The sequence below is a fragment of the Bacillus sp. 204(2023) genome (assembly GCF_037027505.1).
GTDB classification, from domain to species: domain Bacteria; phylum Bacillota; class Bacilli; order Bacillales; family Bacillaceae; genus Bacillus; species Bacillus subtilis.
The window spans coordinates 257,326-272,247 of record NZ_JAXCHE010000003.1 but is presented as its reverse complement, the minus strand read 5'-3'; the positions used below and the strand labels follow the sequence as shown (position 1 = coordinate 272,247).

General features: G+C 46.7%; 17 protein-coding genes. 5 read left to right on the top strand and 12 right to left on the bottom strand.

Annotated features, from left to right (window positions below; genetic code table 11):
- Nucleotides 1-13 precede the first annotated feature (13 nt).
- Nucleotides 14-787, bottom strand: a complete 774-nt coding sequence (gene pxpA, locus WA279_RS08605; protein WP_003234423.1) for a 5-oxoprolinase subunit PpxA — start codon at nt 785-787, stop codon at nt 14-16.
- Nucleotides 788-992: 205 nt separating this feature from the next.
- Nucleotides 993-1,742, bottom strand: a complete 750-nt coding sequence (locus WA279_RS08600) for a phosphoglycolate phosphatase (protein WP_003234424.1) — start codon at nt 1,740-1,742, stop codon at nt 993-995.
- Nucleotides 1,743-1,874: 132 nt separating this feature from the next.
- Between WA279_RS08600 and WA279_RS08595 the strand changes: the two genes are divergently transcribed.
- On the top strand, nt 1,875-2,039 hold the full coding sequence (locus WA279_RS08595) for a hypothetical protein (protein ID WP_003234425.1): 165 nt from the start codon (nt 1,875-1,877) through the stop codon (nt 2,037-2,039).
- A gap of 32 nt (nt 2,040-2,071) precedes the next feature.
- Here the strand turns inward: WA279_RS08595 and WA279_RS08590 are convergent, their stop codons facing one another.
- On the bottom strand, nt 2,072-2,464 hold the full coding sequence (locus WA279_RS08590) for a 3-hydroxyacyl-ACP dehydratase FabZ family protein (RefSeq protein WP_122895042.1): 393 nt from the start codon (nt 2,462-2,464) through the stop codon (nt 2,072-2,074).
- A gap of 85 nt (nt 2,465-2,549) precedes the next feature.
- Between WA279_RS08590 and WA279_RS08585 the strand changes: the two genes are divergently transcribed.
- Nucleotides 2,550-3,158 (top strand): dienelactone hydrolase family protein, encoded by a 609-nt coding sequence (locus tag WA279_RS08585; protein WP_116316421.1) that lies wholly within the window; start codon nt 2,550-2,552, stop codon nt 3,156-3,158.
- Nucleotides 3,159-3,217: 59 nt separating this feature from the next.
- Here the strand turns inward: WA279_RS08585 and sipU are convergent, their stop codons facing one another.
- From sipU to WA279_RS08555, 6 genes are all read right to left on the bottom strand, one after another.
- Nucleotides 3,218-3,781, bottom strand: a complete 564-nt coding sequence (sipU, locus tag WA279_RS08580) for a signal peptidase I sipU (protein ID WP_003234434.1) — start codon at nt 3,779-3,781, stop codon at nt 3,218-3,220.
- 133 nt (nt 3,782-3,914) lie between these two features.
- Nucleotides 3,915-4,979: a tartrate dehydrogenase gene (locus WA279_RS08575; protein WP_336155051.1), complete on the bottom strand. Its 1,065-nt coding sequence runs from the start codon at nt 4,977-4,979 to the stop codon at nt 3,915-3,917.
- Nucleotides 4,980-5,069: 90 nt separating this feature from the next.
- Nucleotides 5,070-6,191 (bottom strand): mannitol-1-phosphate 5-dehydrogenase, encoded by a 1,122-nt coding sequence (locus WA279_RS08570; RefSeq protein WP_336155050.1) that lies wholly within the window; start codon nt 6,189-6,191, stop codon nt 5,070-5,072.
- Nucleotide 6,192: 1 nt separating this feature from the next.
- Complete coding sequence (locus WA279_RS08565; protein WP_003246714.1) at nt 6,193-6,624, bottom strand: PTS sugar transporter subunit IIA; 432 nt, start codon at nt 6,622-6,624, stop codon at nt 6,193-6,195.
- Between the two features lie 24 nt (nt 6,625-6,648).
- Entirely contained in the window at nt 6,649-8,085 is a 1,437-nt protein-coding gene (locus tag WA279_RS08560) for a PTS mannitol transporter subunit IICB (RefSeq protein WP_010886406.1), read from the bottom strand.
- Between the two features lie 172 nt (nt 8,086-8,257).
- Complete coding sequence (locus tag WA279_RS08555) at nt 8,258-8,611, bottom strand: hypothetical protein (RefSeq protein ID WP_123372807.1); 354 nt, start codon at nt 8,609-8,611, stop codon at nt 8,258-8,260.
- A gap of 164 nt (nt 8,612-8,775) precedes the next feature.
- Here WA279_RS08555 and ycnK point away from each other — a divergent pair, with 164 nt between their 5' ends.
- The 3 genes from ycnK to WA279_RS08540 are packed head-to-tail and all read left to right on the top strand — an operon-like array spanning nt 8,776 to nt 11,635.
- Nucleotides 8,776-9,348, top strand: a complete 573-nt coding sequence (ycnK, locus tag WA279_RS08550; RefSeq protein ID WP_268549835.1) for a copper uptake transcriptional regulator YcnK — start codon at nt 8,776-8,778, stop codon at nt 9,346-9,348.
- A 34-nt stretch (nt 9,349-9,382) separates the two neighbouring features.
- On the top strand, nt 9,383-11,008 hold the full coding sequence (gene ycnJ / locus WA279_RS08545; protein WP_336155048.1) for a copper transporter YcnJ: 1,626 nt from the start codon (nt 9,383-9,385) through the stop codon (nt 11,006-11,008).
- Nucleotides 11,009-11,020: 12 nt separating this feature from the next.
- Nucleotides 11,021-11,635 carry a YcnI family copper-binding membrane protein gene (locus WA279_RS08540; protein ID WP_014475816.1) on the top strand — a complete coding sequence of 205 codons (615 nt, stop codon included), beginning with the start codon at nt 11,021-11,023 and terminating at the stop codon, nt 11,633-11,635.
- A gap of 44 nt (nt 11,636-11,679) precedes the next feature.
- Here the strand turns inward: WA279_RS08540 and gdh are convergent, their stop codons facing one another.
- The 3 genes from gdh to gabD form a co-directional block, all read right to left on the bottom strand.
- Nucleotides 11,680-12,465 carry a glucose 1-dehydrogenase gene (gene gdh / locus WA279_RS08535; protein ID WP_336155046.1) on the bottom strand — a complete coding sequence of 262 codons (786 nt, stop codon included), beginning with the start codon at nt 12,463-12,465 and terminating at the stop codon, nt 11,680-11,682.
- A 19-nt stretch (nt 12,466-12,484) separates the two neighbouring features.
- Complete coding sequence (gene glcU, locus WA279_RS08530; protein WP_003234455.1) at nt 12,485-13,348, bottom strand: glucose uptake protein GlcU; 864 nt, start codon at nt 13,346-13,348, stop codon at nt 12,485-12,487.
- 122 nt (nt 13,349-13,470) lie between these two features.
- The gene (gene gabD / locus WA279_RS08525) at nt 13,471-14,859 is read right to left on the bottom strand and encodes a succinate-semialdehyde dehydrogenase (protein ID WP_336155044.1); all 1,389 of its coding nucleotides are present in this window, start codon (nt 14,857-14,859) and stop codon (nt 13,471-13,473) included.
- Nucleotides 14,860-14,922: the final 63 nt, after the last annotated feature.

The window sequence follows — 14,922 nt, the reverse complement described above, 5'->3', positions numbered from 1 at the left end:
TATTGTTCCTCCTTTATGTTGACCTCTGTTCTGAAATAGCTGTCACTTCAATTCCAGCCGCTTTGAGCTGTTTTCTGATTTTTTGCGCAAATGTCAGCGCATGGGCTCCATCTCCATGAATGCAGACTGTATCTGCTTTTAATGACACATCATGTCCTTGCTGAGATTTGACCGCCCCTTCTTTCACCATTTTGATGACCTGGGTGACGGCGGCATCATCACTTTCAATGAGTGCGTCCGGCTGGGAGCGCGGTGTCAGCGTGCCGTCCGATTGGTATGTTCTGTCGGCGAACACTTCATTTGCGGTCTGAAGTCCGATCCGTTCTCCCGCTTTTACAAGCTCGCTCTCAGCAAGACCGAAAAGAATCAGGCCGGGATCAACCTTATAGACAGCTTTCGCGATAGCATCCGACAGTTTTTGATCGACTGCCGCCATATTGTATAAAGCGCCATGCGGCTTGACGTGCTGCATGTGAAGTCCCTCTGCTTTTAGAAAGCCAGAGAGCGCGCCAATTTGATAAACGACAAGATCATACGCTTCCTCAGGAGAAATCGCCATATTGCGGCGCCCAAAACCGAGTAAATCCGGCAAGCCCGGATGCGCACCCATTTTCACGCCTCTTTCTGCTGCAAGCGCGACGGTTTTTCGCATAACACTAGGATCTCCTGCATGAAATCCGCATGCGATATTCGCTGATGTCACATACTCTAAAATATCTTGGTCAAGACCTATCTTGTAGGCTCCGAAGCTTTCTCCTAAATCACAGTTTAAATCAATCTGAAACACAGAATCCCTCCTGCCAAAGCAAACGATATGCTTTATGTCATTTATTGTCCCGAAATTCGGAACGACTATTCCGAATTTTTGAACTTTATTTCATTATAAGTGAATCATATCAGTTTGTGAAATACTTTTGTCAGAAAACCTACCATGGTCCCAGAATAAAACCTGCCAAACTAAAAAAGAGAGTCCATCTTAGGACTCTCTTTTTTTATAGTACCCAATGGCGAATCGCTTTAGCGACACCATCCTCAATATTTGTATCCGTGATATAATCAGCCGTTTCTTTTACGATGTCTTGCGCATTGCCCATTGCAACGCCAAGACCCGCTTCTTTGATCATCGCAATGTCATTAAGGCTGTCGCCCATCGCCATCACATTCTCCATTGTAAAGCCGAGTTTTTCCGTAACCTTGGCAAGGGCTGCAGCTTTGTTGATGCCAAGCGCGTTGACTTCAATGTTTGTCGGACTTGAATTTGTGATTTCGAGCTCTTTGTTTTTTCTCAGCTCCTCAAGCACTTCGTTTCGGATATCGTCATCCTCGATGTCAAAGCCGAATTTGAGCCATTCATGATCCGTAATGTTTTCCGGAAACTCGCCTCTCCATACTTTATTCACCGTAGAAGCCCAGAAATTAGTGTTGTGCTTATTCCGCAAATCCCACATCATTTGAATATGGTCCGTATGAAGCAGCTTCCGTTCCACCAAATTAAAATTCGAATCCCAAATTTCACTGCCGTTTGCCGTGATTAGAAAGGATGACAGCTTTAGCGATTCCGCCAGCTCCCTGCACGTCATCAGCGTCCGGCCCGTGCTGATCACCACATACACACCTTTATCCTCCGCTTCACGAATGGCTTTGCGGTTTTCATCCGAGATCAGCTGCTCGTCGTTCAGCAGTGTACCATCCATATCAATTGCGATCAGCTTGATATCTACATCTTCTCTTTGAACAGACATATATGTACCTCTCTTTATCTTTTTGTTGTGCTTCTCTCTATTCTAATACATTATACCCAGCGGGACAAAAAAGCGATTTCCTATGTTTGAGGAGAATGGATAAGAGGAAAACAAACGGTGAGGTGATCAAACATGACAGAAAAAAAACAGCAAAACAAACCAAATGAAAACCCCGAGCACAACGACTTAACCGATCCGATTCCTAATGAAGAGCTGAAGGAAAATATGAATGATGAAAAACACAAACGCCAGCAAAGAGATAACTCTCAAAGCGAACGGGATTACGACACAAAATAGAACCCCTCACAAAATGTTGTGAAGGGTTTTTTTCATTTTTCAATATAGATGCCGATTTCAGCTTCAGCAACAGGCTGCTCTCCAACTGATGCCTTGGCATGTCCGAACACAAATCCGCGCCGATTGCGCGTGACTTCAAACGTAAGATCAAGCCGGTCACCGGGCACAGCTTCTCCCAGCTTTTCCGCTTTCTTCACCGAAGACAATAATCCCAAGCTGTTCTTATCTGTAATTCCTGTAAAAGCCGCGGTTTGCGCAAGCGCTTCAATCACAAGTGAAAACGGCATTTCTGTTTGCGTATCAGTGATAAACCAGTCGTTCTCACTAATCAGCTTATAAGCTGCCGCATGTTTGCCGGGCTCGCTATCCGTCACGCCATCAATAAACAAAAATGGATAGCGGTGAGGCAAAGATAATGAGTTCATTTTATATCTCCTTTTTTTGACCATTATATCTCAGCCTAAAGTGAAACGATAGGATATAATGGAAAAAACACAAAAGGAGGCCGTTATGTTCCCAAAACCGCTTGTCATTCTCGTACACGAAATATATGGTGTAAACAGCCATATGAAAAAGATGGGCCGGCTGATCAAAATGGCTGGATATGATGTGTTGACGCCCAACCTGCTCGGCGAGGATGAAGTCTACACACTGAAAGAAGAAAAAACGGCATACGAACAATTTACAAAACACGAAAGGCTGAAAACGGGAGAAACCATCATCCAGAATGTGATCAGGCAAAACGCCGGACGGCACATCTTTGTGATTGGATTCAGCGTGGGGGCTACTATCGCATGGAAATGCAGCAGTATGCCTGAGGTGAGCGGATCGGTTTGTTATTACGGTTCCCGGATACGCGACTCTCTTCATCACGTGCCAGCCTGCCCGGTCCTATTGTTTTTCCCTAATTATGAGCCGTCGTTTGACGTAGCGCTTCTTATCAAAAAACTGCGGGAAAAACAGCATACCCATCTTGAGATTTACCAATTCGATGCGCTTCACGGCTTCGCCAATCCTGATTCTGTTTATTTCAACAGGGCCCTTTTCTTCAAAACGCTTTCTATCATAAAAAACGGGGCGGAAAGCCGGCTCCGCACCGTTTCATCATCATTTTTTTAAACGTGCACGGCGCTTTATTATCGGTGCCGTCATGTTCCATGTTCTTTTTGCATTGCATTTTATTTTGCCTGTCTCATCTCACCGAATGGATAAAAGACGAGAGATTCAGTACCGATGATATCGTCCTCAGAAGGCATGCCCATTCCGTTTCTGCTATCCAGTGAATTGAGACGGTTATCTCCCATCACAAAATATTTACCGGAAGGAACCTCAACTTCGAAGTCACCTGTTAAGGTTACACCCGACTCTTTGACCTCCTGTTTATATTCCTTTAAGTATGGTTCTTCCACCTTTTTATCATTTATGTATAGCTGATCATTTTTCATTTTAATGCTGTCACCAGGCAAACCGATTAAACGTTTGACAAATGAGCGGCCGCTCTTTTTGTCATGAATGACTATGATGTCTCCTCTGTGAAACCCGCCAGTCCATTTGACTGCTTTATCAACCAGAATTCTTTCTGAGTCTTTAAGCGTTGGGGCCATTGATGATCCTTCAATAAGAAAAGGCTTGTAAAACACCAATCTGATCGTAAAAATGAGAGCTGCGATCATAATGATACTGAGTACAACGATCGTTTTGATTTTTCTTTTTTTCTTTAACGTGATTGTTTTTGCATTCAACTTCCTTCACCCGATGCTTTCCTAAGAATTCCAAATTATTATACAGCATTTGGATCTGCTTGGTTAGACTTTCGTGGAAATTTTCGTAAGGAAATGGACAGGCCGGGGCAGCCATCTGCCCCGGCCTGATTCATCAGAGCTTTCTTAAGCGCGAACAGATTTCATCAGTGACCTCAGCCGTTGTGCTTTGTCCCCCAATGTCGCGTGTTTTGATGCCGTCGGCAGTCACTTGCTCCATTACATCCAGAATTTTCGCCCCCAATTCTTCCTCTCCGAAGTGGTCGAGCATCAGCTTCGCTGTCCAAATCTGGCCGATCGGATCGGCAAGGCCCTGTCCGGCAATGTCAGGAGCTGAGCCGTGAACCGGTTCAAACATGGACGGATATTTGCCGGATGGATTGATGTTCGCAGAAGGCGCAATGCCGATGCTTCCCATCAGGCTTGAGCTGATGTCGGTTAAAATATCACCGAACAAGTTGCTCGCCACAATGACATCAAACGTTTCCGGACGCGTCACAAAAAAAGCGGCCAGCGCATCAATATGCTGAGATGATGTTTCGATTCCGCTATAATCAGCGGCTGTCTGCTGAAAGACTTCATCCCAAAACGGCATCGCGTGATAAATGCCGTTAGACTTTGTGGCGCTTGTCACATGGCTGCGCCGTTTTTTTGCCAATTCGAAGGCAAAGCGCATGACACGTTCTGTCGCTTTTCTCGTAAACACGGCATTCTGGATGGCGATTTCGTCATCGCCTCTGTGAATGCGCCCGCCGACTTCACTGTATTCACCTTCACTGTTCTCGCGAATCACCACGAAGTCAAAATCATTTGGATGCAGAAGCGGCGACGTAATGCCTGCCATTTGTTTGGCGGGTCTCATATTAATGGAAAGTTCAAGCTCCCTCCGGATTTTCAGCAGCAGTCCCCATAACGATATATGATCGGGAACCAGCTTCGGATTTCCGACGGCTCCCAAAAAAACCGCTTCAAATTGAGTAAGCGTATGTATTCCATCTTCGGGCATCATTTTGCCGTGCTCCAAGTAATAATCACAGCTCCATGGAAAAGCCGTGAATGAGAATGACAAACCTCCGTGTACCTCAGCGGCTGTATGAAGCACTTTCTCAGCAGCCGCTACAACCTCTTTTCCTACTCCGTCTCCCGGTATTGCCGCAATCTCGAATTGTTTCATCGTCATTCTCCTTCCCCTGTTTTCGTAAGCGCTTTCTATTATACTAGATTGCGAGATAGTAAAAAAAGCCCGTGACATGGTGTCACGGGTGGTCGGTTATTGATTAAGTTTCTTTAAAATGATGGCGTGCAACGGTTCATGGGACTGAATGCCGCACACCTCTTGAAGTACGCCGCTGTATCCTTTTTCTTCGATCAGCGCTTGCAGTTCAACCGCTTCAGGGTCACCGGTGAAATCGAAGCGCAGTGCTGCGGCAATTCCTTCCGCCAGTGCATTCGGTTCTTTTATTTTCTTTGCCGGGCCTACAAGTCTATCATTTTCTCCCAGTTTTCTGAGAGGTGACCTCGCTACGCGGGTCACATCGTCCGAAATGAAAGGATTTTCAAAGCGACCGATGATTTTTTTGATATATTGTTCGTGTTCAGTTTGCTTAAAGCCATGCGATTTGACGAGATAGTCACCAGTTTCAAGCAGCGCCGAATGAACGACACGGCGGATTTCCGGATGATCGATTGCTTCTTTGACTGTCTTGAGTCCGCGCTGATAGCCGACATACGCTGTCACCGCGTGTCCGGTATTGACCGTAAACAGCTTCCGTTCGATGTACGGCGTTAAATCATCAACAAACAGTGCGCCGTTTATGACTGGTGTTTTCCCTTTAAAGCCTGATTCATCAATGACCCATTCGAAAAATGGTTCAACCGATACTTTCAGCGGGTCCTCATGATGCTGAATCGGGACGATCCGGTCAACGGCAGAATTCGGAAAACCTACCGTTTCACTGACGGATTTCTGCTCTGCTTCCGTTAAATGGCTGTATATCTCTTTCTTTAAGAAGCTGCTGCCGCCAATCATATTTTCGCAGGCAATGATATTCAGTGTGTTTGCAGTGTTTCTCCGTCTTAAACCTTCTGCGATAGATGGAGCAATCAGCTTCAGCACATTCGGGCCGACAGCTGTTGTGATGAGCGCCGCCTCATTCATCAGCCGGTACAGCTCTTCGGGCTGACTGCCGCTGTTAATCGCGCTGACCGGGCCAATGACCTCTGATGAACGTCCCTCTTCTGCCAGTTCTACTGTGTATTCTTTTTTTTCGTTGAGGAGGCTGACCATCGTGTCGTTTACATCTGCAAACACCACATCATAGCCGGAGTGGTGAAGCAGCGCGCCGATAAACCCTCTCCCAATATTCCCCGCACCGAAATGTAAGGCGATCATGTCAGTTCACCTCGTTGAAAATAGCAATCAAATCTTCTTCGCTTTTAGCGGAGATCAGGCGTTCAATGTTTTCTTCTTCTGAGCAGATAATGGCGATATTAGACAAAATGTCTAAATGCTCATTATTTTTGCCCGCAATGCCGAATACCACTTTTGCCGTGTTGCCTTCTCCGTACTCAACGCCCTCTGGAATTTGTATGATTGAAATTCCAGAGTGAAGCACCTCGCTTTTCGCTTCTTCTGTGCCGTGTGGAATGGCAATGAAATTCCCCATAAACGTAGAAGACGTTTCTTCACGTTCAAACATTTTGCTAATGTAATCCTCTGTCACGTAGCCGTTGTCAATCAGCGTCTGGCCTGCCAATTTGATGGCCTCTTCTTTTGATGATACCGTTTGATTGAGTTTAATATTTTCCTTTGCGAGTACTTGCATGAGTATCACTCTCTTTCTATAAGATTACTTTTTCAGCTTTTCAATCAGCTCATCGTATTTCGGGCTGTTTAAGAAGTTATCCACTGATATGTGCGTCGCGTTCGGCAGCTTTGCTTTCGCGCGGTCTGTTAAATCTTTGTGGGTGATGACAATATCCGCATCGCTTGGCAGATTGTTAATGGCCGTGTTGGTCACACTGATGTCAAGCTCCGCTTTTTTCACTTTGTTTCTTAAGATGGATGCCCCCATGGCACTTGATCCCATTCCCGCATCACATGCAAAGATAATTTTGTTCACGCTTTCAGGAGACAGTTCAGACGCTTCTTCTGCTTTGGCTTGTTCCGCTTCTAAAGCAGCTGCTGCTTGGCTTTTCTTCCCCTTCATGGACTGCATTTTTTCTGTTGCGGCAGCCAGGTCTTCTTCACTAGCTTTTGAGGATTTCAGGATCACTGCTGAAACGATGAACGATACAGCTGCAGCGACCAATACACCCGCCAATACGCCGAAATAGCCTCCTCTTGGCGTCATTGCCATCAATGCGATAATGCTTCCCGGTGACGCTGCCGCGACAAGTCCGGCATTAAAGATCGTAAACGTTAAGAGTCCGCTTGCTCCGCCGGCAATGGCTGCGAGAATCAGGGCCGGTTTCATCAGAATGTACGGGAAGTAAATCTCGTGAATCCCGCCGAAGAAATGGATGATCGCCGCACCGGGAGCCGTTGATTTTGAAGATCCTTTGCCAAAGAACATGTACGCCAGCAAAATGCCGAGCCCCGGTCCAGGGTTTGCTTCTACTAAAAACAGAATTGATTTTCCTGTTTGGGATGCTTGCTCGATTCCGATCGGGCTTAAGATTCCGTGGTTAATGGCGTTGTTGAGGAACAACACTTTCGCCGGTTCTACAAAAACACTGGCTACCGGCAGTAAATTAGCGTGTACAATGACTTCCACACCAGCCGCCAGCAATTTATTTAGCGTCAGGACAACCGGGCCGATGGCGTAAAACGCGAGAATCGTTAAAGCCGCACCGACAATCCCTGCCGTAAAGTTGTTGATCAGCATTTCAAAGCCTTGTTTGACTTTATCCTTAAATAATTTATCAGTCTGTTTAATGAGGTATCCGCCAAGCGGACCCATAATCATTGCGCCTAAAAACATTGGAATATCCGATCCGACAATCACCCCAATTGCCGCTGTCGCTCCGACAACTCCGCCGCGGTGGTCGTAGATCATTTTTCCGCCTGTATACGCTATCAAAAGCGGCAATAAATACGTAATCATCGGGCTGACCAGCGTGTTCAGCTGTTCATTCGGAAACCATCCTGCCGGAATAAACAGCGCGGTAATAATACCCCACGCGATAAACGCGCCGATATTCGGCATGATCATTCCGCTCAAATAACTCCCAAAGCGCTGCACTTTCACTTTCATGCCGCCTTGCTGCTGTTCTTGCTGCTGCATATATAAACCCTCCCTGTTTTGTTTGTCGCTGTAAGATACAAAAATATGTTCAGAGAATGATGCTTCCCTTTGACTCTATGTTAAAACGCTTACAGTCCCTATACAATTGAAAGTAAAGAGGACTTTGGCACATGACTGTGACAATTTTTTAAAAATAAAAAGGCTCCTGGTTTCAGGAGCCTTTTCTCTTTCCTCTATAAATAATATTACCGTTTTGAATCACGTACTTTGCGATCATTCGCTCACTCACAATAAAAACGGGATAGGCGCACACAAGCGCAAAAACAGCCATTGGCACGTGCTGTACAGCCGGCAGCATTGAACTTGCCGCATTGCGGAGGAGCAGCAAAAGATAAATGAGCAGCACAATGGCAGCTAATGATACCAGCATAATCGGAGCTGATACTTTATATTCATAAAGCCGTTCCCGGCAGTGTCCGCAGCGAAATTGACAAGGCACATTTGATGATCTGACCATGTCGCCTGTCAAAGGTTTGCCGCAGTTCGGGCATGGTGTTTCTTTCATAGGGTATTCCTCACTTTCTATTCCATATGTCTATTATACCAGAGTCCCTTCTGTTTCGTTTTGTTGCTGTTCAACACATTTTCACATTTTTTATCATCAGCTTACTTGTCTCTGTCTCTAAAATCCTCTACGCTTAAATAGATCTTAATGAAGAGGGTGTATGAATGCTTCCGATTAATAGACAGCAACACATACTGAAGTGGCTGAAAGAAGAAGGCGCGCTCAGAATTTCTGACATCAGCGCAAGGTTTGGCGTTTCGGAAATGACGGTATACAGAGATGTCAATCAGCTGGTTCAGTCAAATCAGGTCATTAAAACGGCCGGCGGCATCACGCTCCCCGCCCGAACACCTCAAGCGGATCATATGTGCAGCTATTGCTTGAAGCCCGTCAATCAAGCTCATTCGGTTCAGCTGATTACGGTAAACCAAGACATTGAACAGCTATGCTGCGCACATTGCGCGTTTTTGCGTTACGCGGATAAAACGGAAGAGGTTTCACACTTGATTTGCAGAGATTTTCTGTTACAGACAACCGTCAGTGCCGGTTCGGCTTATTTCGTCGTAAATGCTGAATTAAACCTGCACTGCTGCCAGCCGCAGGCCATTCCGTTTGCAACACTTGACCATGCCGAACGATTTCAAAAAGGATTCGGCGGAGCCGTCCGCACTTTCGACCAAGCGCTGGAAGACATGCTTCAAGACCGAAAGAAACGTTGCACCTGCACCAAGAAATGACACAACACATACAGCGGAAGGTGGTGTCTGAGTGATGAAGCGAAACAGATGGTGGATCATCCTTCTGCTTTTTCTTGTTTTCCTGCCGAAAACAAGCCTTGCTCACGCCTATATTGTCAAATCTTCACCTGGGGAAAACAGCGAATTAAAAAGCGCCCCTGCACAGGTGGAAATCGAATTTAATGAACCGGTTGAAGAAGGGTTTCATTACATTAAAGTCTATAATTCAAACGGCGACCGTGTGGATACGGACAAGACTGAAATCAAAAAAGATAATCATCACATCATGACAGTGAAGCTGAAAAAGAATCTGCCTCATGATGTGTACAGAGCGGAATGGAATGCCGTATCCGCGGACGGGCATCCTGTTTCCGGCGTCATCCCGTTCAGTATCGGGAAAGCGGATGGCGGATTCAGCAGCCAAAAAGCAGCCGATTCAGCGCTGAATCCGGGAACAGCAGCAGATCGCGCGATTCTGTATACAGCCTTATCTCTGTTTATCGGAACGGTTTTCTTCCATCTTTTCTGGTATAAAGGGAAATCAGAACAGCTCGTCAAACGGACGAGACGTATCCTGACCGGCTCGATCGCAGCACTGGGGCTGGCGCTTTTGCTTCAGCTTCCGATTCAGACAAAAGCGAACGCAGGCGGCGGCTGGGGCAGCGCACTCCAGCCTGGCTACATCAGAGAAACACTGTTTGAGACAGCAGGCGGCTCCATTTGGATCATACAGGCCGCGCTGTTCGTGCTGCTCGCACTGTCTGTAATCCCTGCGATACGGAAAAACCGCTTTTCATCCTTTGGCTATTGGACAGCGCCGCTCATTTTCTTTTTCGGTCTCCTTCTCGCCAAGGCGTTTACCGGGCATGCTGCTGTCGTTGAAGAAAAAACGGTCGGCATTTTGATGGATTTCCTTCATTTAACTTCCGCTTCCATCTGGGTCGGCGGAATAGCGGCACTCGTTTTGCTGCTCTCAAAAGAATGGAGGCAGCCTGACAAAACGCTCGCGTGGGAGACGGTCAGACGGTTCTCTCCATGGGCGCTCACTGCAGTCGGCGTCATTTTGTTTTCAGGCTTGCTCAATGGATTTTTCATCATTCGTTCAATGGATTCACTGTTCCATACAGCGTACGGCCAAGCTCTTTTAGTGAAAAGCGGGCTGTTTGTTTTCATGCTGGTCTTAGGTGCGATTCATTTTCTGCTTACCAGAAAGCAGCGCCGCACAGGAATCAGCCGAACGTTGAAAGCGGAGTGGGCAATCGGCATCGCTGTATTGATCACAGCGGCCGTGTTTACAAGCCTGCCAAGCCCGCCTGAGCCGGCGCCGGAACCGTTCTACCAAACCAAAGCGATTGAGAACGGACAAAGCGTTTCTCTCAGCATCAGCCCAAACCAGCCCGGAAAAAATGTTTTTGAGCTGCGGGTCACCGACCATAACGGAGATCCCGTGAAAAACATCCAGCAAATCACGTTAACCGTTTATAAAACAGGCCTGTCAGGCAGCGAAAACAAAAGCACCTTTACATTAAAAGAAAAAACAAAAGGCGTCTTCCAGGATCAAAACCTGTCGATTAATGAAAAAGGAAACTGGAAGATCAAAGTCCACGGCCTGACCGGCGACTTTAACGAAATCAATATCATGTTTACAAAGACCAATTAAGGAGTGTTTACGTTGTTGAAAAAAATCGCATTGACACTATGTCCGGCTATTGTCGGCTCCCTCTTATTCTTTACGGCCCCTGCCAGCGCGCATGTTTCTGTAAAACCGGCTGAGTCTGCTGCAGGCTCTTGGGAAACGTATACAATGAAGGTTCCTTCTGAGAAAAATCTGCCGACAACGAAGGTTGTCCTCAAAATGCCGAAGGATGTTGAATTCCAGCAATATGAGCCAATTCCGGGCTGGAAGGTTTCCACTCAAAAACATGATGACAAATCAGTGTCCGTGACATGGGAGGCGACTGACGGAGGCATTCAGGAAGGACAGTTCCAGCAGTTTACCTTTGTTGCCAAAAACCCTGACAAAGCGGAGGAAGCTGCATGGGACGCATACCAATATTACAAAGACGGCAGCATTGTTGAGTGGACAGGTGACGAGGATGCCGATACACCTCATTCCATTACAAACATCACGTCTGCAAAACAAGTAACAGATGAGCACGGCGCCACGAAGACAGAAGACGATTCCGAAAACTCAGGTTCTTCAGCTCTAGACATTACAGCGATTGTGCTGTCTGCGGCTGCCATTATTTTATCTGTAGCAGCGCTTGTTAAGAAAAAACGCGCCTAATAAAGAAAGCGATCCAGATGTCATGTCTGGGTCGCTTTTTATGTTTAACCGCGGCCTGCCTGGAAGGAAGGATATTTCGTCATTCCCCCGTCTGCAAACAGCGTAATGCCTGTGACGTAGCTGGATTCCTTCGAAGCAAGCCACACCGCTACTGCTGCGATTTCCTCCGGTTCGCCGATATAGCCCATCGGAATCATGCTTTCTACATCTGCTTTCTGTTTAGGGTCAGCGAATTTTTCAGCATTGATTGGCGTGTTGATCGCACCTGGCCCGATATTGTTGACGCGAATGCCCTTCGGCGCGTATTCCAAAGCCAACGTTTCAGACATCAGCTTAATTCCGCCTTTACTAGCTGCATAGTGGACAAATAACGGCCACGGAATCCTTTCATGCACGCTGGACATGTTGATGACATTGCCCTTGATATCGTTTTCTACGAAATATTTAATCGCTTCACGGCTTCCTAAAAAGGCACCTGTTAAGTTCGTGCCGATGACTTTATCCCAATCCTTAAGCGGCATTTCGTGAGATGGCACAGGATTTTCAAGGCCGGCATTATTAATCATAATATCGAGTGTGCCGAACTCTTTAATTGCCGTTTGCACGATATTTTTTACATCTTCCTCTTTCGTGACATCTCCTTGGACGACAACAGCTTCACCGCCCGCCTTGATGACCTCTTCTTTCACCTCGTTCGGATCTTGTTTATCACTATAATAGTTGATAACCACTTTTGCCTGCTCCTTGCCGAAGCGAATGGCTATTGCCTTTCCGAGCCCTGAAGCAGCTCCTGTAATAGCGACGACTTTTCCTTTTAAATCCGGATACATATACATCCTCCTCCATTTGTTATGAATTTGTTTTGGCGATTCCTAAGAATACAGCGGCGGCAATAATCAGGATAATCCCGATCGCAATTGCTATAAGCTGGCGTTTCGTTTTCTTTTCACGCAGGATGAAAATACCGCCGAGCGTAGAAATGACAATTCCCATTTGTGAAAGGGAAAAGCTCGTTGCAACGCCGACTCGCGGCTGAGAAATAAACAAAAACATATTTCCGCCTGCCCAGATTAAGCCTGGGAGAATATTTCTGATCGCATACTTGTTAAAGGGTTTGTGTCTATAGGTTAAAACTAACCCCCCGACCACCATGCCAATTGCCTGTGGCAGCAGCGCGGACCAGCCGGACACATTGAATAATCTAGCCACGACTACATAAACCAAATAACCAAGAGTCGAAACAAGGAGAATCAAAATGCCCTTTTTCAAATTGCTTGGCTCGCCCTCTTTTTTATCATTCTTATCTTCCAAGGACGTGAGAATGATTCCCACAATGATAAAGATCAAAGCGAGAACGCCAAGCGTAATCGCAATCGGTGTTGACCATTCACGAAACACGATCACACCGAAAAGCGAGGTGGAAACGAGCTGCATTCCTGTGGATATCGGCATTGTTTTCGACACGCCCATCAATTGAATGCTTTTCAGCTGGTTGGCCTGTCCAAGTGACCAAAATAAGCCGGATACGATTCCAACAATAAAAATGCGAAGTGACAGAACGGGCTGAACAAAAAAGTAAATAACGATAGAAACAATGAGTGCCCCGATCGTCGTTCCCAGTGTCTGGCTGTACGGCCCGCCGCCTAATTTCACATTGAAGAGAACAATGCTCCCCCAAAACAAAGCCGGGAGAAGAGCCAATAATAAATCCATTGTTGGGGAACCTTCTTTCAAAATGTATTTGCTGTTATTTTGGCTGGAATTGTTGTGATTATTCGCCGGAACACAAAAAGAGCTGCCGGAAAATCCGGCAGCTCTCAGGAGCGTGCATTCTTTTATAAACCGATGGACAAATATTTTGTTTCAAGGTACGGCTCGATACCTTCCGAACCGCCTTCACGGCCAATGCCGCTTTCTTTCATTCCTCCGAATGGCGCTTGAACCGCTGACGGTCCGCCGTCATTCCAGCCGATAATGCCATACTCTAGATTCTCGGAAATATAGATGCCGCGGCGGTAGTTTTCTGTGAAGAAGTAAGCAGCCAAGCCAAACGGTGTATCGTTGGCAAGCTGAATCGCTTCATCAATATCAGAAAACGTGACGATCGGTGCGACCGGGCCGAATGTTTCCTCATGCATGATGTTCATGGACGTATCGACATTGGTGAGCACTGTCGGATTCACAAAGTAGCACCCTTTGTCATCGTTTCGGTCATATGTGCCCCCAGCAATAACCTTCGCGCCTTTTTCAACCGCATCATCAATTTGGCTGACGATTTTTTCGAAGCCTCGTTTGTTGATAATCGGGCCGACATTGACGCCTTCCTCAAGTCCATTTCCGACTTTCAGCTTAGACACTTGCTCGCTCAGTTTCGCAGCAAATTCATCTTTAATGGATTCATGAACGATCAGGCGGTTGGCACATACGCAGGTTTGGCCGGCGTTTCGGTATTTGGACGCCATCGCCTGTTCAACAGCAAGGTCAATGTCCGCATCTTCATCTACGATCAGCGGGGCGTGTCCGCCGAGTTCCATTGAGACGTGCTTCACGGTGTCCGCGCTGTTTTTCATAAGGATTTTCCCTACAGGTGTTGAGCCTGTGAACGTGATTTTGCGGATTTTCGGACTGCTTGTGAACACATTTCCGATTTCTTCTCCATCGCCGATTACAACCTGAAGAACATCCTTCGGAATGCCCGCTTCATATGCGAGGCGCGCTAGTTCATAAGCAGACAGCGGTGTGTCCGGCGCCGGCTTGATGATAAATGTACAGCCAGCGGCAAGAGCAGGCGCCGCTTTGCGTGTAATCATCGCATTCGGGAAATTCCAGGGCGTGATAGCAGCAACGGGGCCGACCGGCTGGCGTGTGACAACAATTCGTTTACCCGTTGTCGGGGCCGGGACCGTTCTTCCGTACACACGCTTCGCTTCCTCTGCGAACCATTCGATATAGCCTGCGCCGTAAAGCACTTCGCCGACTGCTTCCTGGTATGGTTTTCCGTTTTCCTTTGTAATTAAATCTGCAAGCTCTTCTTTATGTTCAACAATCAGCTCATACCATTTTTTCAAAAGAGACGCTCTTTCGTTCGCTGATGTTTTAGACCACGTTTTAAACGCTTGATGTGAACGTTCAATGGCTTCTTCTACCTCTGTGGCTGATTGCTGAGGAATCGTTTTGATCTCCTCGCCCGTAGCCGGGTTGTAGACCGTTAATTGATCTGGCATATTGAACATTCCTTTCTTTTCATGATTACTTAAAATGATAGCAGACCCAGCCGTTTTCTTTCC